The sequence below is a fragment of the Massilia sp. BAP21 genome, assembly GCF_057801335.1.
Window position 1 is genome coordinate 849,013 of the sequence record NZ_CM173596.1, and the last position, 23,019, is coordinate 872,031.

Annotated in this window: 21 protein-coding genes; 4 read left to right on the forward strand and 17 right to left on the reverse strand. The window is 65.6% G+C overall.

Annotated elements, in window-relative coordinates; all coding sequences use genetic code 11:
• Window positions 1-24 precede the first annotated feature (24 nt).
• The 4 genes from ACWYRN_RS03655 to secA all read right to left on the reverse strand — a co-directional run bounded on the left by ACWYRN_RS03655 (window position 25) and on the right by secA (window position 5,622).
• Entirely contained in the window at window positions 25-1,068 is a 1,044-nt protein-coding gene (locus ACWYRN_RS03655) for an OmpA family protein (RefSeq protein WP_488691177.1), read from the reverse strand.
• A 61-nt stretch (window positions 1,069-1,129) separates the two neighbouring features.
• On the reverse strand, window positions 1,130-1,657 hold the full coding sequence (locus ACWYRN_RS03660; RefSeq protein WP_488691178.1) for a hypothetical protein: 528 nt from the start codon (window positions 1,655-1,657) through the stop codon (window positions 1,130-1,132).
• A gap of 22 nt (window positions 1,658-1,679) precedes the next feature.
• Window positions 1,680-2,678, reverse strand: a complete 999-nt coding sequence (locus tag ACWYRN_RS03665) for an OmpA family protein (protein WP_488691179.1) — start codon at window positions 2,676-2,678, stop codon at window positions 1,680-1,682.
• 160 nt (window positions 2,679-2,838) lie between these two features.
• Entirely contained in the window at window positions 2,839-5,622 is a 2,784-nt protein-coding gene (gene secA, locus ACWYRN_RS03670) for a preprotein translocase subunit SecA (RefSeq protein ID WP_488691180.1), read from the reverse strand.
• A gap of 184 nt (window positions 5,623-5,806) precedes the next feature.
• Between secA and ACWYRN_RS03675 the strand changes: the two genes are divergently transcribed.
• Window positions 5,807-6,382: a DciA family protein gene (locus tag ACWYRN_RS03675; RefSeq protein ID WP_488691181.1), complete on the forward strand. Its 576-nt coding sequence runs from the start codon at window positions 5,807-5,809 to the stop codon at window positions 6,380-6,382.
• A 203-nt stretch (window positions 6,383-6,585) separates the two neighbouring features.
• On the opposite strand, the gene lpxC is transcribed toward ACWYRN_RS03675, so the two are convergent.
• The 3 genes from lpxC to ACWYRN_RS03690 all read right to left on the reverse strand — a co-directional run bounded on the left by lpxC (window position 6,586) and on the right by ACWYRN_RS03690 (window position 9,058).
• Window positions 6,586-7,521 (reverse strand): UDP-3-O-acyl-N-acetylglucosamine deacetylase, encoded by a 936-nt coding sequence (lpxC, locus tag ACWYRN_RS03680; RefSeq protein ID WP_488691182.1) that lies wholly within the window; start codon window positions 7,519-7,521, stop codon window positions 6,586-6,588.
• Window positions 7,522-7,614: 93 nt separating this feature from the next.
• Window positions 7,615-8,496: a DMT family transporter gene (locus tag ACWYRN_RS03685; protein ID WP_488691183.1), complete on the reverse strand. Its 882-nt coding sequence runs from the start codon at window positions 8,494-8,496 to the stop codon at window positions 7,615-7,617.
• 58 nt (window positions 8,497-8,554) lie between these two features.
• Window positions 8,555-9,058 (reverse strand): peroxiredoxin, encoded by a 504-nt coding sequence (locus tag ACWYRN_RS03690; protein WP_488691184.1) that lies wholly within the window; start codon window positions 9,056-9,058, stop codon window positions 8,555-8,557.
• A 222-nt stretch (window positions 9,059-9,280) separates the two neighbouring features.
• On the opposite strand from ACWYRN_RS03690, the gene ACWYRN_RS03695 reads away from it, so the two are divergent.
• Window positions 9,281-9,730: a carboxymuconolactone decarboxylase family protein gene (locus tag ACWYRN_RS03695; protein ID WP_488691185.1), complete on the forward strand. Its 450-nt coding sequence runs from the start codon at window positions 9,281-9,283 to the stop codon at window positions 9,728-9,730.
• 19 nt (window positions 9,731-9,749) lie between these two features.
• Here the strand turns inward: ACWYRN_RS03695 and ACWYRN_RS03700 are convergent, their stop codons facing one another.
• Window positions 9,750-10,511: a LytR/AlgR family response regulator transcription factor gene (locus ACWYRN_RS03700; protein WP_488691186.1), complete on the reverse strand. Its 762-nt coding sequence runs from the start codon at window positions 10,509-10,511 to the stop codon at window positions 9,750-9,752.
• Window positions 10,508-11,632 (reverse strand): sensor histidine kinase, encoded by a 1,125-nt coding sequence (locus ACWYRN_RS03705; RefSeq protein WP_488691187.1) that lies wholly within the window; start codon window positions 11,630-11,632, stop codon window positions 10,508-10,510. The genes ACWYRN_RS03700 and ACWYRN_RS03705 overlap by 4 nt, the downstream gene beginning before the upstream one ends.
• A gap of 139 nt (window positions 11,633-11,771) precedes the next feature.
• Between ACWYRN_RS03705 and ACWYRN_RS03710 the strand changes: the two genes are divergently transcribed.
• Both ACWYRN_RS03710 and ACWYRN_RS03715 read left to right on the forward strand, forming a co-directional pair.
• Window positions 11,772-12,656, forward strand: a complete 885-nt coding sequence (locus tag ACWYRN_RS03710) for an RNA polymerase sigma-70 factor (protein ID WP_488691188.1) — start codon at window positions 11,772-11,774, stop codon at window positions 12,654-12,656.
• Window positions 12,657-12,738: 82 nt separating this feature from the next.
• Window positions 12,739-13,203: a carboxymuconolactone decarboxylase family protein gene (locus tag ACWYRN_RS03715; protein ID WP_488691189.1), complete on the forward strand. Its 465-nt coding sequence runs from the start codon at window positions 12,739-12,741 to the stop codon at window positions 13,201-13,203.
• A gap of 182 nt (window positions 13,204-13,385) precedes the next feature.
• On the opposite strand, the gene ftsZ is transcribed toward ACWYRN_RS03715, so the two are convergent.
• The 8 genes from ftsZ to murD form a co-directional block, all read right to left on the reverse strand.
• Window positions 13,386-14,594: a cell division protein FtsZ gene (gene ftsZ, locus ACWYRN_RS03720; protein WP_488691190.1), complete on the reverse strand. Its 1,209-nt coding sequence runs from the start codon at window positions 14,592-14,594 to the stop codon at window positions 13,386-13,388.
• A 182-nt stretch (window positions 14,595-14,776) separates the two neighbouring features.
• Entirely contained in the window at window positions 14,777-16,009 is a 1,233-nt protein-coding gene (gene ftsA / locus ACWYRN_RS03725; RefSeq protein WP_229437989.1) for a cell division protein FtsA, read from the reverse strand.
• 12 nt (window positions 16,010-16,021) lie between these two features.
• On the reverse strand, window positions 16,022-16,840 hold the full coding sequence (locus ACWYRN_RS03730; protein ID WP_229437990.1) for a cell division protein FtsQ/DivIB: 819 nt from the start codon (window positions 16,838-16,840) through the stop codon (window positions 16,022-16,024).
• A 4-nt stretch (window positions 16,841-16,844) separates the two neighbouring features.
• Complete coding sequence (locus ACWYRN_RS03735; RefSeq protein WP_488692770.1) at window positions 16,845-17,759, reverse strand: D-alanine--D-alanine ligase; 915 nt, start codon at window positions 17,757-17,759, stop codon at window positions 16,845-16,847.
• A gap of 41 nt (window positions 17,760-17,800) precedes the next feature.
• Window positions 17,801-19,198 (reverse strand): UDP-N-acetylmuramate--L-alanine ligase, encoded by a 1,398-nt coding sequence (murC, locus tag ACWYRN_RS03740; protein WP_488691191.1) that lies wholly within the window; start codon window positions 19,196-19,198, stop codon window positions 17,801-17,803.
• Between the two features lie 16 nt (window positions 19,199-19,214).
• On the reverse strand, window positions 19,215-20,282 hold the full coding sequence (gene murG, locus ACWYRN_RS03745; protein ID WP_488692771.1) for an undecaprenyldiphospho-muramoylpentapeptide beta-N-acetylglucosaminyltransferase: 1,068 nt from the start codon (window positions 20,280-20,282) through the stop codon (window positions 19,215-19,217).
• Window positions 20,283-20,302: 20 nt separating this feature from the next.
• Complete coding sequence (ftsW, locus tag ACWYRN_RS03750; RefSeq protein ID WP_488691192.1) at window positions 20,303-21,520, reverse strand: putative lipid II flippase FtsW; 1,218 nt, start codon at window positions 21,518-21,520, stop codon at window positions 20,303-20,305.
• The gene (gene murD, locus ACWYRN_RS03755; RefSeq protein WP_488691193.1) at window positions 21,520-23,016 is read right to left on the reverse strand and encodes a UDP-N-acetylmuramoyl-L-alanine--D-glutamate ligase; all 1,497 of its coding nucleotides are present in this window, start codon (window positions 23,014-23,016) and stop codon (window positions 21,520-21,522) included. The genes ftsW and murD overlap by 1 nt, the downstream gene beginning before the upstream one ends.
• Window positions 23,017-23,019 lie beyond the last annotated feature (3 nt).

Sequence of the window (23,019 nt, forward strand, 5' to 3'; positions counted from 1 at the left end):
GGTCACGCTAGCGCCGGCGCCCGCTCAGCGCAGCACCAGTTCGACGCGGCGGTTGCGTGCGCGGCCGGCTTCCTCGTCGTTCGGGGCCACCGGCGCCAGGTTGGCGACGCCGCGCGCCGTCATGCGGTTGGCGGCGATGCCGAAGCGGGTGCTCAGGGCGTCCGCCACCGCCTGGGCGCGCCGCTGCGACAGGCCCAGGTTGTTCTCGAAGTCGCCCTGGTTGTCGGTGTGGCCGACGATGAACACCCTGGCGTCGCGCGCCGTAGCCAGGGCCTGGGCCATCTGTTTCAGCTGCTCGTCCGACTCGGGCTTCAGCAGCGCCTTGTTGGTGTCGAAGTGCACGCCGTACAGGGCGATCCTGCCGTCGCGCCTGAGCGTGTCGCCGATGGCCTTGGCGTCGACCGTGACCTTGCCGGTCCGGGCGGTCGCCGGCTCCACCACCTGTAGCAGCTGCTGCACGCGGCCGGCCGTAGCGCCCGAGCCGGAGTCGACCGACATGGCAACCTGCACCCGGATATCGCCATTCGGGCCGGCCTTGCGCGCGCTGACCAGGTTGAAGCCGGGCTGGTAACCGTTATTGAACATGCTACGGGCCAGGGCATTCTCGCTGACTCCGCGCGCCTCGCGAGGCAGGTTCCCCACCAATGGCTGGGTCCTGTCCTTCTTGCATTGCGGCTCCTCGCAGGCATAGACCACCTGGAAACCGGCCGCCTCCAGCGCCTGCCGGTAATCGCGGAACACCTCGAGCGCGCCCGTGCCTTTCGGCCCGAAATAAAAGCGGTTGGTGATGCGGCCTTCCACCTGGCGCAGCACCGGCTTGCCCGCCTCGACGTCGACCAGGCGGGTGAAGCCGAGCGGATCGTCGCCGGCCGCGCTCAGCACCGAGCCTTCGTAGCGCGACAGCAGCGGACTGTCCTTCGCGCCCGGGATGTCGCGCATCGTCTTGTCGGCGGCGCCCACGGGCAGCGCCAGCGGCAGCGCGGCGGCCAGCAGCAGGACCCTGGCAGTGCGCGAAAAATGCGCCGGGCGGCGCGGAAGCGATGGATGAATGCGGTGTGTGTTGTGCATGCGATTCGTTTTCTGGTTTGAACGGTCCGCTTCCTGTCTGCAGCCGCAGGCGGCCTGCCGGTCAGCCCTTGCAGTCGCCCACGCGGGACAGGCGCATGACCGTCTTCTGCTCGTTGCGCGCGGTACCGGCTTCCACATTGCCGTTCTGGACACGCTCGACCGACGTCTGCCAGGTCTTCGCATCGACCTGGCGCAGGTGGATCTTCATGCTCCCCCACGGGCAGGTGTGCAGCGCCACCATCTCGCCATTGACGACCTGGCCCTTGGTGGCCTTGCATCCATCGATGGCCAGGCCCTTCGGCAAGGCGCCGGGTGGGGTCGGCCCGATGCAGGTGCGGTGTGGCCCTGCGCCCGGGATCACGTTCTTCGCCGGGCTGCCGCCGTCGCGTTTGTACTCGCTGCTGATGCTGCCGCTTGCGCCATCGTGGGTATCGTTCCGTTCCAGCGTATGCGTGGGCGACTGGACCTTGAGGCCGCCGACGATGTCGACTTGGTACAGGCCCGGCGGCGGCAGGTAGCGGGTATCGGCTGCCAGGGCGGCGCCGGCCGCTCCAAGGCCGATCGCGATACAGCTCAGGATGCGTTTCATGCTCTCTCCTCGACGCACGCGCTCAGCGCACGACCATCTCGACGCGCCGGTTCCTGGCGCGCCCTTCTTCGCTGGCGTTGCTCGACACCGGCGCAAAGCTGGACACGCCGCGCGCGCTCAGGCGGGCCGCGGGAATGCCGTACTTGCCGGCGAGCGCTTCCACCACGGCCTGGGCGCGCTTCTGCGACAGCGCCAGGTTGGCCTCGATGTCGCCCTGGTTGTCGGTGTGGCCGACGATCAGCACCTTCATGGCCGGCTGGGCCTTCAGGGCATCGGCCATGCTTTGCAGCTGCGCCGCGGAATCGGCGCGCAGCACCGCCTTGTTGGTATCGAAATTCACGCCGTACAGGGCGATCTTGCCGTCGCGCTGCAGGCCGGCGCCGATGGCTTTCGCGTCGACCGTGACCTTGCCCATTTCCGCCTGGGCCGGCTCGACGATCTGGATGAACTGGCGCGTCCGCCCCGCAGTTTCGCCATCGCTCCTGGGTCCGGCCAGCGCCACCTGGACATAGGTGAAGCCGGAACCGGTCTGCTTGCGTGCGCTGATGTAATGGAAGTCGCGCTGGCTGCCGCTATTAAAAATATTCACCATCGCATCGTTGCCGACCCATTTCGCTTCGCGCGGGAGGTCTTCGATCATTTTCTGGATGCGCAGCGTTTCGCATTCGGCGGTCTCGCAGCTGAACAGCGTTTCGAATCCTGCCGTGCGCAAGGCCTGCTGGTAGTTGCGGAAGACCGCCAGCGCACTGGCGTCCTTCGGGCCCCAGTACAGGCGATTGCTGAGCCGGCCTTCGACCGGGCGCAGTACCGGCTCGCCCTTGGCGCGCTCGACCAGGCGCGCCGTTCCCAGCGTATTGCTGCCGTAGTCGTACAGGATGCCGCCTTCGTAGCGGGAAATCAGGGGATGGTCCTTGCCTCCCGGGCGCTCGGCCAGCAGGGATGAAGCCAATGCGCCGGCGGCGGACAGGGACAGCGTGACGGCAGCGAGGAATCGGGTGCCGGTCGTGAAAACAGCATGCATCAGGATAAGCTCAGCGAGTGAATCATGCTGAGCATTGTAAGGACGTTTCCGGCGCACACTTTAGCGGCTTGAAAAAAACCCGCAGCGCATAAGCACTCCATACGGCAGGCGAAAAAAAACGGCCGGATCGCTCCGGCCGTTTTTTCTTTCGCGGTTCAGCTTACGCCAGCTTGCCGTGGCACTGCTTGAACTTCTTGCCGCTGCCGCAAGGGCAAGGGTCGTTGCGGCCGACCTTCACGCCCATGTAGGTGCTGTGGTCTTCGGCGGCCACCGGCGCTTCCGAAGCGGCCACCGGGTTCGGCGCCAGCAGTTCTTCCGGCGCGGCCGACGGGTTGAAGTCGGCGTGCTGGAAGTTGATGTTTTCCAGGTGCGCCTGCTGGGCCGCCATGGCCGCTTCCGCCGCCTCGACTTCCTCGCGGCTCTGGATGCGCACGGTCATCACGGTGCGGATGACTTCGTTCTTGATCTGGTCCAGCATGCTGCCGAACAGCTCGAAGGCTTCGCGCTTGTATTCCTGCTTCGGGTTCTTCTGCGCATAGCCGCGCAGGTGGATACCCTGGCGCAGGTGGTCGAGCGCGGCCAGGTGTTCGCGCCAGTGGGTATCGACGCTTTGCAGCATGACGTTGCGCTCGAAGCCACCGAACGATTCCTTGCCGACGATGCCGACCTTGCCGTTGTACGACTCGTCGGCCGCCGCCAGCACCTTTTCCAGGATGTCGTCGTCGTTCAGGTTTGGCTCGTCCTGCAGCATCTGCTGCAGCGGCACGTTCAGGCTCCACTCGGCCGCCAGCACGCTTTCCAGCGACTTGATGTCCCACTGCTCTTCGACCGATTCGGCCGGCACGTGGGCGCGCACGACGTCGGTGAAGGTACCGGTACGCAGCGAGGCGATCAGTTCCGAGATGTCGGCCGCTTCCAGCAGTTCGTTACGCTGGGTGTAGATCACCTTGCGCTGGTCGTTGGCGACGTCGTCGTATTCCAGCAGCTGCTTGCGGATGTCGAAGTTGCGGGCCTCGACCTTGCGCTGGGCGGTCTCGATGGAACGGGTGACGATGCCCGCCTCGATCGGCTCGCCTTCCGGCATTTTGAGGCGTTCCATGATGGCGCGCACGCGGTCGCCGGCGAAGATGCGCAGCAGCGTGTCGTCCAGGCACAGGTAGAAGCGCGAGGAACCCGGATCGCCCTGGCGGCCCGAACGGCCGCGCAGCTGGTTGTCGACGCGGCGCGATTCGTGGCGTTCGGTGCCGATGATGTGCAGGCCGCCGGCATTCACCACGTGGTCGTGCAGCGACTGCCATTCGTCGCGCAGCTTCTGCGCCTGGGCGGCCTTGTCGGCCTCGCTCAGCGAAGCATCGGCCTCGATGATCTGGATCTGCTTCTCGACGTTGCCGCCGAGGACGATGTCGGTACCGCGGCCGGCCATGTTGGTGGCGATGGTGATCATCTTCGGACGGCCGGCCTGGGCGATGATTTCCGCTTCACGGGCGTGCTGCTTGGCGTTCAGGACGTTGTGCGGCAGCTTGGCGCCGTTCAGGATGCCGGACAGGAGCTCGGAGTTCTCGATCGAGGTCGTGCCGACCAGGACCGGCTGGCCGCGCTCGTAGCAGTCCTGGATGTCCATCAGCATGGCGTTGTACTTTTCCTGGGCCGATTTGTACACCTGGTCCTGGCGGTCCTTGCGCTGGGACGGGCGGTTCGGCGGAATGACCACGGTTTCGAGGCCGTAGATTTCCTGGAACTCGTAGGCTTCCGTGTCGGCGGTACCGGTCATGCCGGACAGCTTGGTGTACATGCGGAAGTAGTTCTGGAAGGTGATCGAGGCCAGGGTCTGGTTCTCGTTCTGGATGCGCACGCCTTCCTTGGCTTCGACGGCCTGGTGCAGGCCGTCGGACCAGCGGCGGCCCGTCATCAGGCGGCCGGTGAATTCGTCGACGATGGTGACTTCGCCGTTCTGCACCACGTAGTGCTGGTCCTTGTGGTACAGGACGTGGGCGCGCAGCGCCGCGTACAGGTGGTGGATCAGGGTGATGTTGGCGGCGTCGTACAGCGAGGCGCCTTCCGGCAGCAGGCCCATCTGGGTGAGGATGGCCTCGGCCTTTTCGTGGCCGGTTTCGGTCAGCAGCACGGTGTGCGCTTTTTCGTCCTTGGTGTAGTCGCCCGGGACTTCGATCTTGCCCTTGCCGTCAGGCGTTTCCTCGCCGACCTGCAGGGTCAGTTGCGGCGGCACTTCGTTGATGCGGTGGTACAGGTCGGTGTGGTTCTCGGCCTGGCCGGAGATGATCAAAGGCGTACGCGCTTCGTCGATCAGGATCGAGTCGACCTCGTCGACCACGGCGAAGTTCAGGCTGCGCTGCACGCGTTCGCGCGCATCGTAGACCATGTTGTCGCGCAGGTAGTCGAAACCGAATTCGTTGTTGGTGCCGTAGGTGATGTCCGAGCCGTAGGCCTGCTGCTTGGCGTCGTGCGGCATCTGCGACAGGTTGACGCCGGTGGTCAGGCCCAGCCAGCTGTACAGGCGGCCCATCGACTCGGCGTCGCGCTGGGCCAGGTAATCGTTGACGGTAATGACGTGCACGCCCTTGCCCGACAGGCCGTTCAGGTAGACCGGCAGGGTTGCCATCAGGGTCTTGCCTTCACCGGTGCCCATCTCGGCAATCTTGCCTTCGTGGATGACCATGCCGCCGATCAGCTGCACGTCGAAGTGACGCATCTTCAGCACGCGCTTCGCGGCTTCGCGGCAGACGGCAAATGCTTCGGGAAGGATGTCGTCGAGCGTGGCGCCGCCGGCGATGCGGGATTTGAATTCCGGGGTCTTTGCCTGAAGCTCGGTGTCCGACAGCTTTTCCATCTGCGGCTCGAGCGCGTTGATCTGACGCACGGTTTTTTGATACTGCTTGATCAGCCGCTGGTTGCGGCTGCCGAAAATCTGGGTCAGGAATGACATGCTAAGTTTCTTATAAAGACGCCGCGAAAAGAGCCAGGGATGATATCAAAAAGATACCCATCGAAGACCGCCCAAGGCAAAAAGCGACTGATTTTATCATGCGATGCGGCCACACTTGGGGCTTATAGGCCAGATAACAAGTGTGGTTCCAGAAAGAATGTTATCAAATTGCATCGCTCTGCACATGTCTGGCAGCCTGTCGTGCGTCCTGCGCTGCGCCCGGCGTGCGCTGCGCCATGCGCTGTGGTATGTTGTGGCCTTATCGATCTCCCTGAGTTCCACCAGCCTGATGCATATCTACGGCACCCGCAACAACCCGACTTCCTTCGAAGCGACCGACTTCCTGCGTTCCAACGAGCGCATGGCGCGGCTGCTGCCGGCCGCCATGCGCATGGCCGATTTGCAGCGCGACGTCGGCGCGGCCCTGCCCGCAATGGCCGGCAATTGCGACGTGCTGTCGTTCCAGGAGGGGGTATTGGTGCTCGCCGTGCCGAGCTCGGCGGTGGCGGCAAGGCTGAAGCAGCAGGTGCCCAAGCTGCAGGCCAGCCTGCTGGCGCGCGGCTGGCAGGTCAATTCGCTGCGCTTGAAGGTGCAGGTGATGCGCGCCATGCCGGAACAGGTGCAGATGCGCACGCTGGCGCTGCCGGAGCGGGCCGTCGCGGCCTTCGAGGAACTGGGGGATGCGCTGCCGGATACGCCGCAGAATGCGGCGCTGGTGGCGGCGGTGAAGCGGCTGGCGGAGAAGCGCAGGAAAGGCTGACGCGGCGTTGCTGTTCGTAGGGTGGGCACCTGTGCCCACGCGGTCTCATCGGCCGCGTCTATGCGACCTTCGAAAATGATTCCTACACTGGCGTCATCGCATTCGATTTGGCGTTGGGGTACGCATGGGTACGACCGCGTGGGCACAGGTGCCCACCCTACGAAACCCGACCCGCCGTTGCCATAGCCGCGGGAGCACTATCCTCAGGTCAGCGCCCACTCCTCGCGCATCTGGCGCACGTACGACGGCGGTGCGCTATCAACGGCGTCGAAACTCACGATCTCATACGCATCCGGCCGCGCCAGCAGCGCGCGCAGCAGCTCGTTGTTCAGCGCGTGACCCGATTTATGGGCCTCGTAGGCGGCCAGCAGCGGATGCCCGACCAGGTACAAGTCGCCGATCGCGTCCAGGATCTTGTGGCGCACGAATTCGTCGTCGTAGCGCAGGCCGTCGGCGTTCAGGATGCGGTACTCGTCCATCACGATCGCGTTTTCCAGCGAGCCGCCGCGGGCCAGGCCCATGCCGCGCAGGCTTTCCACGTCCTGCATGAAGCCGAAGGTGCGGGCGCGCGCCACGTCGTGCACATACGACACCTGGGCGAAGTCGACCGAGGCGTTCTGCATGGTGCCGTCCACCGCCGGGTGGTTGAACTCGATGAAGAAGTCGAGCTTGTAGCCGTCGTGCGGCTTCAGGCGCGCCCACTTCTCGTTGTTGCCGGAACCCTGGCGCACTTCGACTTCCTTCAGCACGCGAATGAATTTCTTCGGCGCCGGCTGGTCTTCCACGCCGGCCTGCTGCAGCAGGAACACGAACGAGGAGGCCGAACCGTCCATGATCGGAATTTCTTCGGCCGTCACCTCGATGTAGAGGTTGTCGATGCCCAGGCCGGCGCAGGCCGACATCAGGTGTTCGACGGTGGAGACGCGCGCCGCGTCCTTGATCAGCACCGAGGCCATGCGCGTGTCGCCGACCACGTCGGCGCTGGACGGGAATTCGACCACCGGGTCGAGGTCGACGCGGCGGAACACGATGCCGGTGTCTGGCGCGGCCGGACGCAGCGTCAGCTCGACCTTGCGGCCGGAATGCAGCCCGACACCCGTCGTGCGCACCAGTTGTTTGATGGTTCGTTGTTTGAGCATGGGTCGATTATATCTGCGCTTTTCAAACCCTGCCGAAGCCGGCCATTGCAATATAGAAACATCAACAATGAACTGATGTGCTAACGCGACAGCTCACGGATGCTCGGATTCGGCGTGCGTTTTCTCGTGCCGGATCAGGTACAGGCCGCTGCCGATGATGATGGCCGCGCCAATCAGCGTGTACTCGTCGGGCAGGGTCTGCCACAGCATCCAGTCGATCGCCACGCCCCAGGCCAGCGCCGAGTACTCGAAAGGCGCCACCACCGAGCCCTCGCCATGGCTGAAGGCTTCCGTGATCGCCAGCTGGCCGAAGAAGCCGCTCACCGCCAGCCCGCACAGCAGCAGGATGTGGCCGGGGTCGATGCTCACCCACTCCGGCGCGGCCAAGGCGGTGGCGCCGATCGACATCAGCAGCATCAGCCAGAACATCATCTGGCGCGTGCTGTCGGTGCGCGCCAGGATGCGCGCGGCGATCGCCGAAATGGCGTAGCACACGGCCGAACCGAGGATGGCCAGGCCGCCCAATGTGAGGAAGCCGCCGCCTTCCGGGCGCAATACAACCAGCACGCCGGCCAGTCCCACGACGATGGCGATCCAGCGCGCCAGGTTGACCCGCTCCTTCAGGAAAAACACCGCCATCGCCGTGATCAGGGCCGGCGCGATGAAGAAGATGGAATAGGCCTCGGCCAGGCTGAGGCGCTTCAGGCCATACGCGAACAGCGCCAGCATGCCGATGCCGAGCACGCCGCGCAGGACGTGCAGCGAAAAGCGCGCGCGCATCATGCTGGCGAAGCCGCCGCGCCAGGCGACGTACAGCACCACCAGCGGCAGCGAGGACAGTGAACGCAGGGCCGCCACCTGCATCGCCGGATAGTGGGCGGCGAGCAGTTTCATTGCCGTGTCCATCAGCGAGAACATGAAGACGGCGATCAGCATCGCGTAGATGCTGCGCAGGTTGCCGGAGACTTTACTCATACATCACTTGGAATAAAAAAACGGCGCCGCAGCGCCGTCGGGTGCGAAATGAAAGCGATCAGCCCAGTTGCGCCAGCAGCGCTTCGGCCTTCGAGACCTCGAAGCCGCCCTGCTCCACGTTCAGCTGCTTGACCACGCCGTCGACCACCAGCATCGAGTAGCGCTGCGAGCGCGTGCCCATGCCGTGCTTCGAGAAGTCGGCGTCCAGGCCCAGCGCCTTGGTAAAGGCGGCGTTACCGTCGGCCATCATGCGCACAGTGCCGCCGGCCTTCTGGTCGCGGCCCCAGGCGCCCATGACAAAGGCGTCGTTCACCGAGATGCACCAGATTTCGTCCACGCCCTTGCCCTTGAAGGCTTCGGCATTCTGCACGAAGCCCGGCACGTGCTGGGCCGAGCAGGTTGGCGTGAATGCGCCCGGCAGGCCGAAGATGGCGACGGTCTTGCCCTTGACCAGGTCGGCGACCTGGAAGGTGTTCGGGCCCAGGGTGCAGCCTGCGGTCTCGGTCTCGACGAATTCGGCCAGGGTGCCTTCCGGCAGGCGCTCGCCAATCTGGATAGTCATTGCGGTGTTCCTTCAGTGTTGTTGTAAGAATCCCGGCAGTATGCACTATCCCCACCTTTCCTGCACTGTCCCGCCGGCCGCCTCCTGCGCCGCCAACGCGGTTGCGCATGCCGGATCGCCCTCGGTTTTTGTCACAGAAACGCCATGCGGCACGTCTTGTGAAAAGCGGCGGGCAAGTCTTGCCAGCCGCACGGCCAATCACTCACAAAGGGAATACGAACGATGAATCGCGCAAACTGGTTTCAAGTCTCGCAGGAAGGCGCCAAGGCGCTGGGAGTGCTCCATCATTACGCGACGACGGGCACGGGCCTGGAGCCCGGCCTTGTTCACCTCGTCTTTCTCCGGGTCTCTCAATTAAATGGTTGCGCACACTGTATCGATGTTCATACCCGCGATCTCATCAAACACGGAATGTCCGTCGACAAGATCGTATTGGTACCGGTATGGGACGAGGTCGCCTATTTATTTTCAGACCGGGAACGTGCGGCCCTCGCATGGACGGAAGAGGTAACACGGGTGAGCGAAACCCATGCTTCGGACGAGGCATACTCGGCGGCCTTGACCGCGTTTGGAGAAAAGGCCCTGGTGGAACTGACGATCGTGATCGCCGCCATGAACGCGATCAATCGCATGGGTATCAGTTTCCGATTGAAACCACGTGCCAGGGCTTAGAAAAATGCGTGGACAGTACCTACATCGCCGCGAACAGGGGCACGTAGGCGCGGCTCACCGCCAGCTCGGTCTCGATGCCGCGCATGCGCAGGAACAGGCGGCTCGTTTCGTCGCGCCGGGTCCCGGCCAGGTGGGCCAGGTTGACGATGGTGGCGCGGTGCACCTGGCGGAATTCCTCGGGGTCGAGGCGCACCGCGAGTTCCGCGATCGGCGTGCGGATCAGGTATTCGTCGCGCGCGGTGCGCACCACCGTGTACTTGTCGTCGGCCTGGAAGAACAGGACGTCGCCGACTGCGATGTTGTGGACGCTGCCGCCCTTGCCCGCGCGCAGATAGCGCAGGCGTTCGCCTGCCGGCTGTCCCATCAGGCGACGCAGCGTTGCGGCCAGGCTTGCGTCGTCCGGCGGCGGCGCGATCAGGGCTGCCTGCACGCGTTCGACCGTGCGCTGCAGGCGCTCGCTGCGCAGAGGCTTGAGCAGATAGTCGAGCGCCGCGTGCTCGAAGGCCTGCACCGCGTATTCGTCGTAGGCGGTCACGAAAATGGCGCGCGTGCGGCCTTCGATGCCCTGCGCCACTTCAAGTCCGGACAGGCCCGGCATGCGGATGTCGAGGAAGGCGAGATCGGGATCGTGCTCGGCGATGAGGCGCGCAGCGTCGATGCCGTTGCTGGCCACGGCCACGATCTCGAGCGCCGGCCAGAGCTTGCCGAGCTGACCCTTCAGGTGCTCGGCGAGATGGGGTTCGTCGTCGGCGAGGATGGCACGATGCGGGACGTGGTTCATGGCGTGGCTCGATAAGGAAGTTCGATGGTGGCGTCGGTGCCCGCGGCGTGCAGCAGGGTCAGGCTGGCGCGCTCGCCGTAGCGGTGCCGCAGGCGCGCGCGGATGTTCGCCAGCGCCATGCCGGCGCCTTGTACAGCGGACGGCGCGCCGCCCCCGAGGCCGTCGTCGAGCACGCGGATGCGCAGGCGGCCATCGTCGACGGCGGCCACGATGCGCACTTCGCCGCCTTCGACCTTCGGCTCGAGGCCATGGCGGATCGCATTCTCCACCAGCGGCTGCAGCAGCAGCGGAGGCAGCAGCGCGGCGCGCGCGTCCTGCCCCGCGTCGACCGCGAAACGCAGGCGCGGCCCCATGCGGATCTGCAGCAGGCGCAGGTAGTTCGCCGCCATGTCGAGTTCGGCGCCGAGCGTGGTTTCCTGGACCCGCAACTGGCCCATGCCGGCGCGCAGGTGGTCGGAGAAGGCTTCGAGCATGGCGCGGGCGCGCGGCGGATCGGCCTCAAACAGGCTTTCGATGTTGGCCAGCGTGTTGAACAGGAAGTGGGGTTCGATCTGGGCCTGCAGCAGGCGCAGCTGGGCTTCGGCGGCCTGGGCCTGCATTGCCTGGCGTTGCAGGCGCCCGCGCCAGAAGAGGCCGGCCACGATGGCGAGGAAAGGCAGGAGCTGCAGCACGCGCAGCTGGCGCCGCAGCGTCGACGAGGCGAAGAACTCGGTAACCGGAAAGACCAGCGCCAGCAGCGCGCTGCCGAGCAGGTTGCCGAGCATCAGGCCGGCCAACAGGAGCAGGCTGACGCATGCCGCCGCGCGCCAGTCGCGCACCGGCGACAGCCGCATCAGCATCGTTTCCGGCAGCACCCCTTCGGCCAGGCGCAGCACGGCCAGCATGCTCCAGGCGATCGCCAGGAACAGCAGCAGCATGCCGGACAGCAGGCGCTGCAGGAAGCCGGCGTCGGGCACGTTCATGGTGATCACGCCGGCCAGGCCGAGCAGGCAGAGCGCCGCCCAGGCCAGCAGCGCCAGCGCGGCGGCGATGAGGACGTCCGCCCACAGGTCGGCGGCGCGGCGCTTGCGCAGGGTCCAGAATGCGCGCCAGGCCTGCGCGAGTGTAGACGAAAGGATCATCTTTCTAGTCTACAACACAGGCGCACCGCCGCTGCAAGACAGGCGACGGATCGACAGCCGGGCCGACAAACGGCAAGCTGTCACAAACGCGCTGCACCGGCCGTCTTGCATGGATCGTCAACCCAATCGAGAATGCAGCATGATCCTCCCCTCTTCTCTTGCGCCGGCCGACAGCTTCGATGCCGTGCGTCCGCGCCTGTTCGCCATCGCCTACCGCATGCTCGGCACGCGCGCCGACGCCGAGGACGTGGTGCAGGATGCCTGGCTGCGCTGGAACGGCGGCGAGCGTGCGAACGTCGCCACACCCGAGGCCTGGCTGGTGACGGTCGCCACGCGCCTGGCCATCGACCGCCTGCGCAGCCGCAAGCTGGAACGCGAAACCTACGTCGGCTGGTGGCTGCCCGAGCCGCTCATCGAGGATGCACACACGCCGGAAGCGGCGGCCGAACTGGCCAGCGATGTGTCGGTGGCCTTCTTGTGGGTGCTGGAACGCCTGGCGCCTGAGGAGCGCGCCGCTTTCCTCCTGCGCCAGGTGTTCGACCAGGATTACCCGGACATCGCCGCCATGCTCGGCAAGTCGGAAGCGGCCTGCCGCCAGCTGGTGCACCGGGCCCAGGCGCGCGTAAAGCAGGAACAGCCGCGCTTCGACGTGCCGCAGGCGGCCCACCGCGCACTGCTGGCGCGCTTCATGCAGGCGGCCGGCGCGGGCGACCGCGCGGCGATGAAGGCGCTGCTGGCCGACGACGTGCAGTTGGTGTCCGATGGCGGCGGCAAGGTCAAGTCCTTCCTGCGCATGCTGGAAGGCGCCGGGCGCGTGGCCGGGGTCTACTGGTCGGTCGAGCATGCCTTCCCGGGACGCGTGGCCTACCGCGAGGCGCTAGTGAATGGCGAGCCGGGGCTGCTGCGCTATGTCGATGGGCGGATCGAATCGGCGCAGTCCTTCATCGTGGACGCCGGGCGCATCGTGGCTGCCTTCGTGATCCGCAATCCGGACAAGCTGGCGGGAGCGCCGCAGACGATTTAGGCTGTCACAAACGGCAGCGCCGGGCCGTCTTGGGGAGAGGAGCGCGCACGGTGCGCCTCCCTTTCCTGAAAGGACCCATGCCATGTCTCACGCTGCACGCATCGATTTCTACAAGCTGGCCCATCCGAACCTGCAGGCGATGATTGCGCTGTCGGCCAGCGTAAAAAAGAGTTCGCTCGGCCCGCGCCTGGTGGAGCTGGTCAACTTGCGGGTTTCGCAGATCAACGGCTGCGGGGTCTGCATCGACATGCACTGGCGCGACCTCGTCAAGCAGGAGGCCGATCCGCGCCACCTGAACGCGATCGCCGGCTGGCGCGAGGCGCCCTTCTTCAGCGCACGCGAACGGGCGGCGCTGCGCTGGGCGGAAGCGGTGAATGCGATTCCGGGGGCGGCACCGACGGACGAGGATTTTGCGGAACTGCGTGCGCAGTTCAGCGATAACGAGATCGCGGAACTGGGCTATGCGATCGCGGTGATCCGGGGTTGGAATATGCTGAATGTCAGTTTGCGCAATCCGATTCCCGAAGTGCCGGCACCGGGGTTTTAAGCGTGTAGGGTGGACGGGTTCCCCGTCCACGCGTTCCACGATCGTTCGGCCACCCATGACGCCGTTGCGATATGCGGACGCTGGTTGAACGCGTGGACGGCAAAGCCGTCCACCCTACAAAAAAACGGGACCGGAGCAAGCCCCGGTCCCGTTTTTGGGTACGACCCCGATCGTTTAGCCGATCAGTCGGCCTGCTTGCGCAGGAAGGCCGGAATGTCGTAGGTCTCGACGCCGTTGCGCTGCATCGCCTGCACCTGTTCCGATGCCTGCTCGCGGCGCCACACGGCCGGCTGCTTCATGCCGTCGTTGCCGCCGAGGTTGCCGGCGTGGCCAGCGTGGCCGGTGTTCAGGCCTGCCGGCAGCGTGCCGGCGCCCATCATCGGGGTGTTGTAGGTGCCGGTGCGCAGGACTTGCTGCGGCTGCTGGACCAGCTGCATCTTCTGCGCCTTGCCCAGGCCGGTCGCGACCACGGTCACGCGGATCTCGTCGCCCATCGCGTCGTCGTAGGCGATGCCTTGCGCGATCGATGCGTCGGGAGCGGCAAAGGCGCGCACGGCGGCCATGACTTCCTTGATCTCCTTGCCTTTCAGGCCACGCGATGCGGTCACGTTCACCAGCACGCCCTTGGCGCCGGACAAATCGATCCCGTCGAGCAGCGGCGAAGCCACGGCCTGTTCGGCGGCGATGCGCGCGCGGTCTACGCCCGAAGCGGTGGCGGTGCCCATCATGGCCTTGCCCTGCTCGCTCATGATGGTCTTCACGTCGTTGAAGTCGACGTTGATGTGGCCCGGCACGTTGATGATCTCGGCGATACCGGCGACGGCGTTGTTCAGCACGTCGTCGGCATGCTTCATCCATTCGAGCATGGATTCATCTTCGTAGATGTCTTCCAGCTTTTCGTTGAGGATGATGATCAGCGAGTCGACGTGCTTCGACAGTTCCTCGAGGCCGGCTTCGGCGACGTCCATGCACTTCTTGCCTTCGTACGAGAACGGCTTGGAGACCACGGCAACGGTCAGGGCGCCCATGGTTTTCGCGACTTCGGCCACGATCGGTGCGGCGCCGGTGCCGGTGCCGCCGCCCATGCCGGCGGCGATGAAGACCATGTGCGCGCCGCGCAGCGAATCCTCGATGCGCGAGCGGGTCTGCTCGGCCAGTTGGCGGCCGATTTCCGGACGCATGCCGGCGCCCAGGCCGGACTCGCCGATCTGGATGATGTTGTTCGCGCTCGATGCCGCAAGTGCCTGGGCATCGGTATTCGCGGCGATGAACTCGACGCCCGAGACGCCTTTGTTGATCATGTGCTGCACCGCGTTGCCGCCTGCACCACCCACGCCGACGACCTTGATCACCGTTCCCAGTGCTGCGTTATCGACCATATCGAACTCCATGATGTGACTCCTCATCTTCAAATTGCAGCACCCAAGCGCCAAACCTCACAAGGTTATCAGGACTGGCCCATGGATACTGCTATGTATTGTAAAAATATGTGTGTTTGTATCGAATCAAAGACGCTTGTTGAGGCCGCCCATTGCTGCTCAGAAATCTACTTTGTAAACCGTTACAACTGCATTCAGAAATTCCCCAGGAACCATTCCTTCATGCGCTGCCAGACCGCCTTCACCGAACCATCCTGGCGCGTCACGATATGGCCTCGCAGGTACTGCTTTTTCGCTTCCAACAGCAAACCTAAAACAGTCGCGTAGCGCGGGCTGCGCACCACGTCGGCCAGCTGGCCGCGGTAGTCCGGCGTGCCGAGACGGGTCGGCTTGAGGAACATGTCCTCGGCCATCTCGATCATCCCCGGCATCATCGCGGTGCCGCCGGTGAGCACGATGCCCGACGAGAGCACGCCCTCGTAGCCGGACTCGCGCACCACCTGGTGCACCATCGCGAACAGTTCTTCCACACGCGGCTCGATCACGGCGGCCAGCGCCTGGCGCGAGAGCGCGCGCGGGCCGCGGTCGCCCAGGCCCGGCACTTCCAGGGTCTCGCCCGGATCGGCCAGCACCTGCTTGGCCACGCCGTAGCGCAGCTTGATTTCCTCGGCCTCGCCGGTCGGCGTGCGCAGCGCCATCGCGATGTCGCTGGTGATCTGGTCGCCGGCGATCGGGATCACGGCGGTGTGGCGGATCGCTCCATCGCTGAAAACCGCGATGTCGGTGGTGCCGCCGCCGATGTCGATCAGGACCACGCCGAGCTCCTTCTCGTCGCCCGTCAGCACGGCGTCGGCCGAGGCCATCGGCTGCAGGATCAGGTCCGACACTTCCAGGCCGCAGCGGCGCACGCACTTGACGATGTTCTGCACCGCGGACACCGCGCCGGTGACGATGTGCACGCGCACTTCCAGGCGGATGCCGCTCATGCCGATCGGCTCGCGCACGTCTTCCTGGTTGTCGACGATGAACTCCTGCGGCACCGTGTGCAGCAGCTGCTGGTCGGTCGGGATGTTCACCGCCTTGGCCGTCTCGATCACGCGCGCGACGTCGGTGGCGGTGACTTCCTTGTCCTTGATCGCGACCATGCCGCTCGAGTTGAACGAGCGGATATGGCTGCCCGCGATGCCGGCGTACACGTTGCGGATCTTGCAGTCGGCCATCAGCTCGGCTTCTTCGAGCGCGCGCTGGATCGATTCGACGGTGGCCTCGATGTTGACCACGACGCCCTTCTTCAATCCCTTCGACTCGTGCTGACCGAGGCCGATGACCTCGTGGCGTCCGTCGGACATCACCTCGGCCACGACGGCCACCACCTTCGAGGTGCCGATGTCGAGGCCGACGATCAGGTTTTTCGCGTCTTTTGTCATTGCTCGCCTGCTTTAGATATGCTTGGTTGTTTTGTTGGTTGTTTTTTTCTTCACCGTCGGCTTCACCGGCTTCGTTGCATCCGCAGGCACGGTAAGTGCCGCCGACGACAAGGCCAGGCCGTTCGGGTAACGCATGTCGATCGTGTCGATCCGGCCTTCCTGCAGCCGGGCGACCAGCTGCGGGTAGACCCCGACCAGGCGCGACACGCGCGCCTTGACGGAATTCTTGTCCTGCTCGCGGCCGAGCTCCACGCTCATGCCGTTGTCCAGCTTCACGGTCCAGGCATAGCGCGAGGACAGCGCCAGTTCCTGCGGCACCAGCTTCACCGGCGCGAACCAGGCGCGCAGTTCGGCAAAGCGCGCCAGCACTTCCTTCTCGCTGCCGGCCGGACCGCTGAACGCCGGCAGCTCGTGGTCGTCGTCGGCCTCGGCCAGGTTGGCGGTGAAGACATCGCCTTTCACCGACAGCAGCCGCCCTTCGCCCCAGGTGCCGAGGGCCTCGTGTTCCTCGACCTCGACGATCAGCTGGTTCGGCCACTCGCGCCGCACGGTGGCGCGCCGCACCCATGGCACTGCCTCGAAGGTCGTGCGCACCTGGTCCAGGTCGGTGGTGAAGAAATTCCCGCGAATCTTGCCCAATACGCTGTTCCGCACCGTGAGCTCGTTCACGTGGCGCAGGCCGATGCCGTACAGGCTCTCGATCTTCACCGCGCGCAGCGTGAACATCGGCCGCTGGCTCAGCCACCACACGCCACTTGCCACACCGGCGAGCAGCGTCGCCGCCAGCAGCGTGCTGGCGGTGGCGTTCAGGGCGCGTACGTCATGCCACATCTTGTTAGCCTTGTGCCTTCACCATCTTGCAGCGCGCCGAACGCAGGATCTCGACGCACAGGTCTTCGTAGTTGATGCCCACCGCACGCGCCGCCATCGGCACCAGCGAGTGCCCGGTCATGCCCGGCGAGGTGTTCACCTCCAGCAGGAACGGACGCATGTCGCTCTCGCGCACCAGCACGTCGACCCGGCCCCAGCCTTCGCAGCCCAGCGCGCGGTAGGCATTCACGGCGTGCTTCTGGATTTCCGCGGTCAGTTCGGCCGGCAAATCCGCCGGGCAGTGGTACTGGGTGTCGTCGGTGAAGTACTTGTTCTGGTAGTCGTAGTTGCCGGCCGGGGCCACGATCTCGACGATCGGCAGCGCGCGCGCATCCTTGCCCGAGCCGAGCACGGCGACCGTGAACTCGCGGCCGGTGACGAATTCCTCGGCCAGGATGACTTCGTCGAAGCCGGCAGCCAGGCTGACTGCGGCTTCGAATTCCTCGGCCTGTTCCACCTTGGTGATGCCGATGGTTGAGCCTTCGAGTGGCGGCTTGACGATCAGCGGCAGGCCGAGTTCGGCCACGACGTCGTCGAGGTCGTCGCCCGGCGTCACGGTGGCGTAGCGCGGCGTCGGGATGCCTTTCGACAGCCAGATGATCTTGGTCGTGATCTTGTCCATGCCGACGCTCGACGCCATGACGCCGCTGCCGGTGTAGGGAATGCCGAGCTGCTCGAGGGCGCCCTGCAGGCTGCCGTCTTCGCCGTAGCGGCCGTGCAGCGCGATGAAGACGCAGTCGAATTTCTCTGCCGCGAGTTCGGCCAGCGAACGCTCGGCCGGGTCGAAGGCGTGGGCGTCGATGCCGCGGCTTTGCAGGGCCTTCAGTACGCCGGTGCCGGACATGATCGATACGTCGCGCTCGGCGGAGCGGCCGCCCATCAGGACGCCGACCTTGCCGAAGTTGGTGAGGATAGGTGCGCTCACGATGCAACCTTTTGGGAAGAAGTTAACAAATGCGGAACACCGCTGATCGAGCCCGCGCCCATGGTCAGCACGACGTCGCCGTCACGCACCGCCTGGCGGATCGCGTCGGGCATCTCGGCGATCGTTTCCACGAAAATCGGTTCGGTCTTGCCGCCGGTACGCAGTGCGCGCGCCAGGGCCCGGCCATCGGCCGCGACGATCGGCGCCTCGCCGGCCGGATAGACTTCGGCCAGCAGCAGCACGTCCGGCGTCGACAGGACCTTCACGAAGTCCTCGAACAAATCGCGTGTGCGGCTGTAGCGGTGCGGCTGGAAGGCCAGCACCAGGCGCCGGCCCGGGTAGGCGGCGCGCGCGGCGGCCAGCGTGACTTCGGTTTCCACCGGGTGGTGGCCGAAGTCGTCGACCAGGGTGAAGCTGCCGCCGCCCTCGATCGCGACTTCACCGTAGCGGGTGAAGCGGCGGCCGACGCCGCGAAATTCCAGCAGGCCCTGGGCAGTGGCAGCATCGTCGATGCCGATCTCGCGCGCAATGGCGATTGCCGAGCAGGCGTTCAGCACGTTGTGCATGCCCGGCTGGTTCAGTACGAACTTGGTGTCCGGGTAGCCTTCCTGGCGCACGGTGAAGTGCATGTGCACGCCGTCGGCATAGGCATCCAGCGCACGCACCTGCGCGTCCTCCGAGAAGCCGTAGGTGGTCACCGGTTTCGTTACCTGCGGCAGGATGGCGCACACGTGGCGGTCGTCGATGCACAGCATCGCACGGCCGTAGAAAGGCAGGCGGTGGGTGAAATTGACGAACGCGCCCTTCAATTTCTCGAAGTCGTGCTCGTAGGTTTCCATGTGGTCGGCGTCGATGTTGGTGATTACCTCGATCATCGGCGACAAATTCAGGAACGAGGCGTCCGACTCGTCGGCTTCGGCCACGATGTAGTCGCCGGTGCCGAGTTTGGCATTCGCGCCGGCGGCGGTCAGGCGCCCGCCAATCACGAACGTCGGGTCCAGGCCGCCCTGGGCCAGCACGGATGCGACCAGGCTGGTGGTGGTGGTCTTGCCGTGGGTGCCGGCAATCGCGATGCCGCGCTTCAGGCGCATCAGTTCGCCCAGCATGATCGCGCGCGGCACCACGGGAATCTGTGCGGCGCGCGCGGCCACCACTTCCGGGTTGGCTTCGTTGACGGCGGTCGAGGTCACGACCGCGTCGGCGCCAGCCATGTTCTCGGCGGCGTGGCCGAGATACACGCGCGCGCCCAGGTCCTTCAGCCGTTGCGCGGCCGGGTTGTTCGACAGGTCCGAACCCGACACCTTGTAGCCGAGGTTGAGCAGCACCTCGGCGATGCCGCTCATGCCGCTGCCGCCGATGCCTACGAAGTGGATGTGCTTGATCTTGTGCTTCATTCTTGTTTCTTGGTTCTTATTTCTTATTGTTGGCGAGTTGTTCGAGTACGTTGGCGATCGCTTCATTCGCGTCGCGCTTGCCCACTTTTTGCGCCGCCTCGGCCATCGCCAGGCATTGCGCACGCGTGGTGTTCATCAGGAGTTGCGCCACGCGCTCGGCGGACAGCTCGCCCTGCGGCAGGTGGATCGCCGCCTGCTGCTGGTCCATCCACACCGCATTGTCGCGCTGGTGGCTGGTGGTCGATGCCACGAAGGGCACCAGCACGCTGGCGACGCCCGCCGCCGTCAGTTCCGACACGGTGATCGCACCGGCGCGGCAGATCACGAGATCGGCTTCGGCATAGGCGGCGGCCATGTCGTCGATGAAGTCGACCACATTGGCCTGCACTTCCGCTGCCGCATAGGCCGCGCGCAGGGCGTCGATGTTCTTCTTGCCCGACTGGTGGGTGACGATCGGGCGCACATTCGCGTCGATGCGCGCCAGCGCGGCCGGCACGCTGTCGTTCAATACTTTCGCGCCCAGGCTGCCGCCGACCACCAGCACGCGCAGCGGGCCGCTGCGCCCTAAAAAGCGCGCGGCGGGTTTTGGCAGATCGAGGATGGCCTGGCGCACCGGGTTGCCGGTGACGACCGCCTTGCCTGCGGCATTGCCGAAGTCGGCCGGGAAGCCGAACAGCACGCGGCTGGCCAGGGGCGCCAGGGTCTTGTTCGACAGCAGCAGCGCGGCGTCGGCATTCACCAGGGCCAGCGGAATGCCGCGCGTGCGCGCCATCATCCCGCCCGGCACGGTCACGTAGCCGCCCATGCCCAGCACCACGTCGGGCTTGCGCTGCCCCAGCACCCGCAGGCAGGTGGCGAAGCTGGCCGCCATCTTGAAGGCGCCCTTTACGGTATGGCCGATGCCCTTGCCGCGCAGGCCGGCGAAGTCGATGCTGTCCATGGCGATGCCCTGCTTCGGCACGAATTCGTTTTCCATGCCGTGGGCGGTGCCGAGCCAGGTGACGCTCCAGCCGCGCGCGCGCATGGTCTGTGCGATTGCCACGCCGGGGAAGATGTGGCCGCCGGTGCCGGCGGCCATGATCATGAGTTTTTTCACGGGCTTGTTCAAATTCGTCCTCCCCGCATCAGGACGCGATTCTCGTAGTCGATGCGCAGCAAAATCGCCAGGCCGACGCAGTTGATCATGATGCCAGTGCCGCCATAGCTCATCAGAGGCAGGGTCAGGCCCTTCGTCGGCAGCAGGCCCAGGTTCACGCCCATGTTAATGAAGGTCTGCACGCCGAGCCAGATGCCGATGCCCTTCGCGGCGAGACCCGCGAAGAACTGGTCGAGCGCAATGGCCTGGCGGCCGATGTCGAAGGCGCGCTTGACCAGGAAGTAGAACAGCGCCAGCACCACCAGCACGCCGGCCAGGCCGAGCTCTTCGCCGATCACCGCCATGATGAAGTCGGTATGCGCTTCCGGCAGGTAGTGCAGCTTCTCGACGCTGTTACCCAGGCCCACGCCGGCCAGCTCGCCGCGGCCGAAAGCGATCAGCGAGTGGGTCAACTGGTAGGCCTTGTCGAGGGCATTGTCTTCCTGCCAGGGGTCGAGGTAGGCGAACATGCGCGCGCGGCGGAACGGCGACAGCGCAATGATCGACGAGAACACCACCACCAGGATGGCACCGATGCCACCGAACCAGACCATGTTGAAGCCGCCCAGGAACAGGATGCCCATGGCGATGCAGACGATGACGCCAAAGGCGCCCAGGTCGGGTTCGAGCAGCAGCAGCATGCCGACCACGCCGACGGCAAAGGCCATCGGCATGAAGCCCTTGGTCAGCTTGTGCATGTACTGCTGCTTGCGCACCGTGAAGTCGGCGGCGTACAGCACCACCACGATCTTCATGATCTCGGACGGCTGCACCTGGAACAGTTTCAAGGACAGCCAGCGCCGTGCACCATTCACGGACACGCCGACGCCCGGCACCAGCACCAGGATCAGCATGAAGAGCGTGACCACGAACATCAGCGGCGCCAGCTTTTGCCAGGCGGCCACCGGAATGCGGAAAGCAAAATACGCGGCCACCACCGACACCGAAATGAAGATGGCCTGGCGCAGCAGGAAGTATTCGTGCTTGCCCTGCAGGTAGGAGAACTTGGGCGAATCCGGCAGCGCGATCGAGGCCGAATACACCATCACCATCCCGAACAGCATCAGGATCAGCACCACCCACACCAGCGGCTGGTCGTAGCTCATCATCTTCGACGGACGTGCGCGTTCGGCAATCGCCGCCTCGCCTTTCGGCGCCGAGAACTTGAACGGGATCTGGAAAGCCATCAGAGCTCCACTCCCCGGTCCAGCGCCACGTCACGCACGGTGTCGACGAACACCTGGGCGCGGTGCGCATAGTTGGTGAACATGTCGAGGCTGGCGCAGGCTGGCGACAGCAGCACGCAGTCGCCCGCGCGCGCCAGGCCGGCAGCGCGGCGCGTGGCCTGCGGCAAATCGTTCATGTCGAAGCACGGCACGCCGGACGGCTCGATGGCGGCCTTGATCGCGGCGGCATCCTTGCCGATCAGGAGCACGGCGCGCACGTAGCGCGACACCGGCTCGGCCAGCGGCGTGAAGTCCTGCCCCTTGCCGTCGCCGCCGGCGATCAAGACGATCTGCTGGTCGGCGCCGGCGAATGCCTTGCCCAGGCCCTGCAGCGCGGCGACGGTGGCGCCGACATTCGTGCCCTTGCTGTCGTCGTAGAAGTCGACGCCGTCGATGTGCGCCACCAGTTCCACGCGGTGCGGCTCGCCCGCGTATTCGCGCAGGCCGTGCAGCAGCGGCGCCAGCGGCAGACCGGCGGCGCGGCACAGGGCCAGCGCGGCCAGGGCGTTCGAGGCGTTGTGCAGGCCGCGGATTTTCAGGGCGTCGGCCGGCATCAGGCGGTTCACCGTGATCTCGACCGGCTCAGGGGTCTCCCCTTTTTTCAGTTTTTTCTCGCTCGGTTCGCCGGCAACGGCGGTGGCCAGCCACAGCACGCCGCGCTCGTTGACCAGGCCCATGGCGTTCGGCGCGTCAGGCTCGCCGGTACCGAAGGTCACGAACGGGGCATCGGGTGCGGTCATGCCCATCACCGTCGCATCGTCGCGGTTCAGCACGCGGATGGTGTCGGCGCCGAAGATGCGCGCCTTGTCAGCCGCATAGGCCGCCATGTCGCCATGCCAGTCCAGGTGGTCCTGGGTGATGTTCAGGACCGTGGCGGCGTCGGCGTTCAAACTGTAGGTGGTGTGCAGCTGGAAGCTGGACAGTTCCAGCACCCAGGCTTGCGGCAGCTTGTTTTCGGCAAGCGCTTCGCGCAGCACGTCCAGCGCCGCCGGGCTGATGTTGCCGGCCACGCGGGTATCGAAGCCGGCGCGGCGGCACAGCAAACCGGTCAGGCTGGTGACGGTGGTCTTGCCGTTGGTGCCGGTGATCGCAATGACCTTCGGGCTGTAGCCCTGGCTTTCCTTCAGCGCAGCGAGGGCCTGGGCGAACAGTTCGATCTCGCCCCACAGCGGAATGTTTTGCTCTGCAGCGGCCGGCGCGATGGCCGCCAGTTCGCGGTTCGGCGCCAGGCCCGGGCTGATGGCGACAAAACCCACGCCGTCCAGCAGCGCGGCATCGAACGCGCCGGCCACGAACTCGGCGCCCGGCACGGCGTCGCGCAATGCGGGCAGGCGTGCCGGCTCGGCGCGCGTGTCGGCCACGCGCACGCGCGCGCCGCAACGGGCCAGCCATTGCGCCATCGCCAGCCCGGATTCGCCGAGCCCGAGCACCAGTGCGAGTTTGCCGTTGTAGTCCATGGA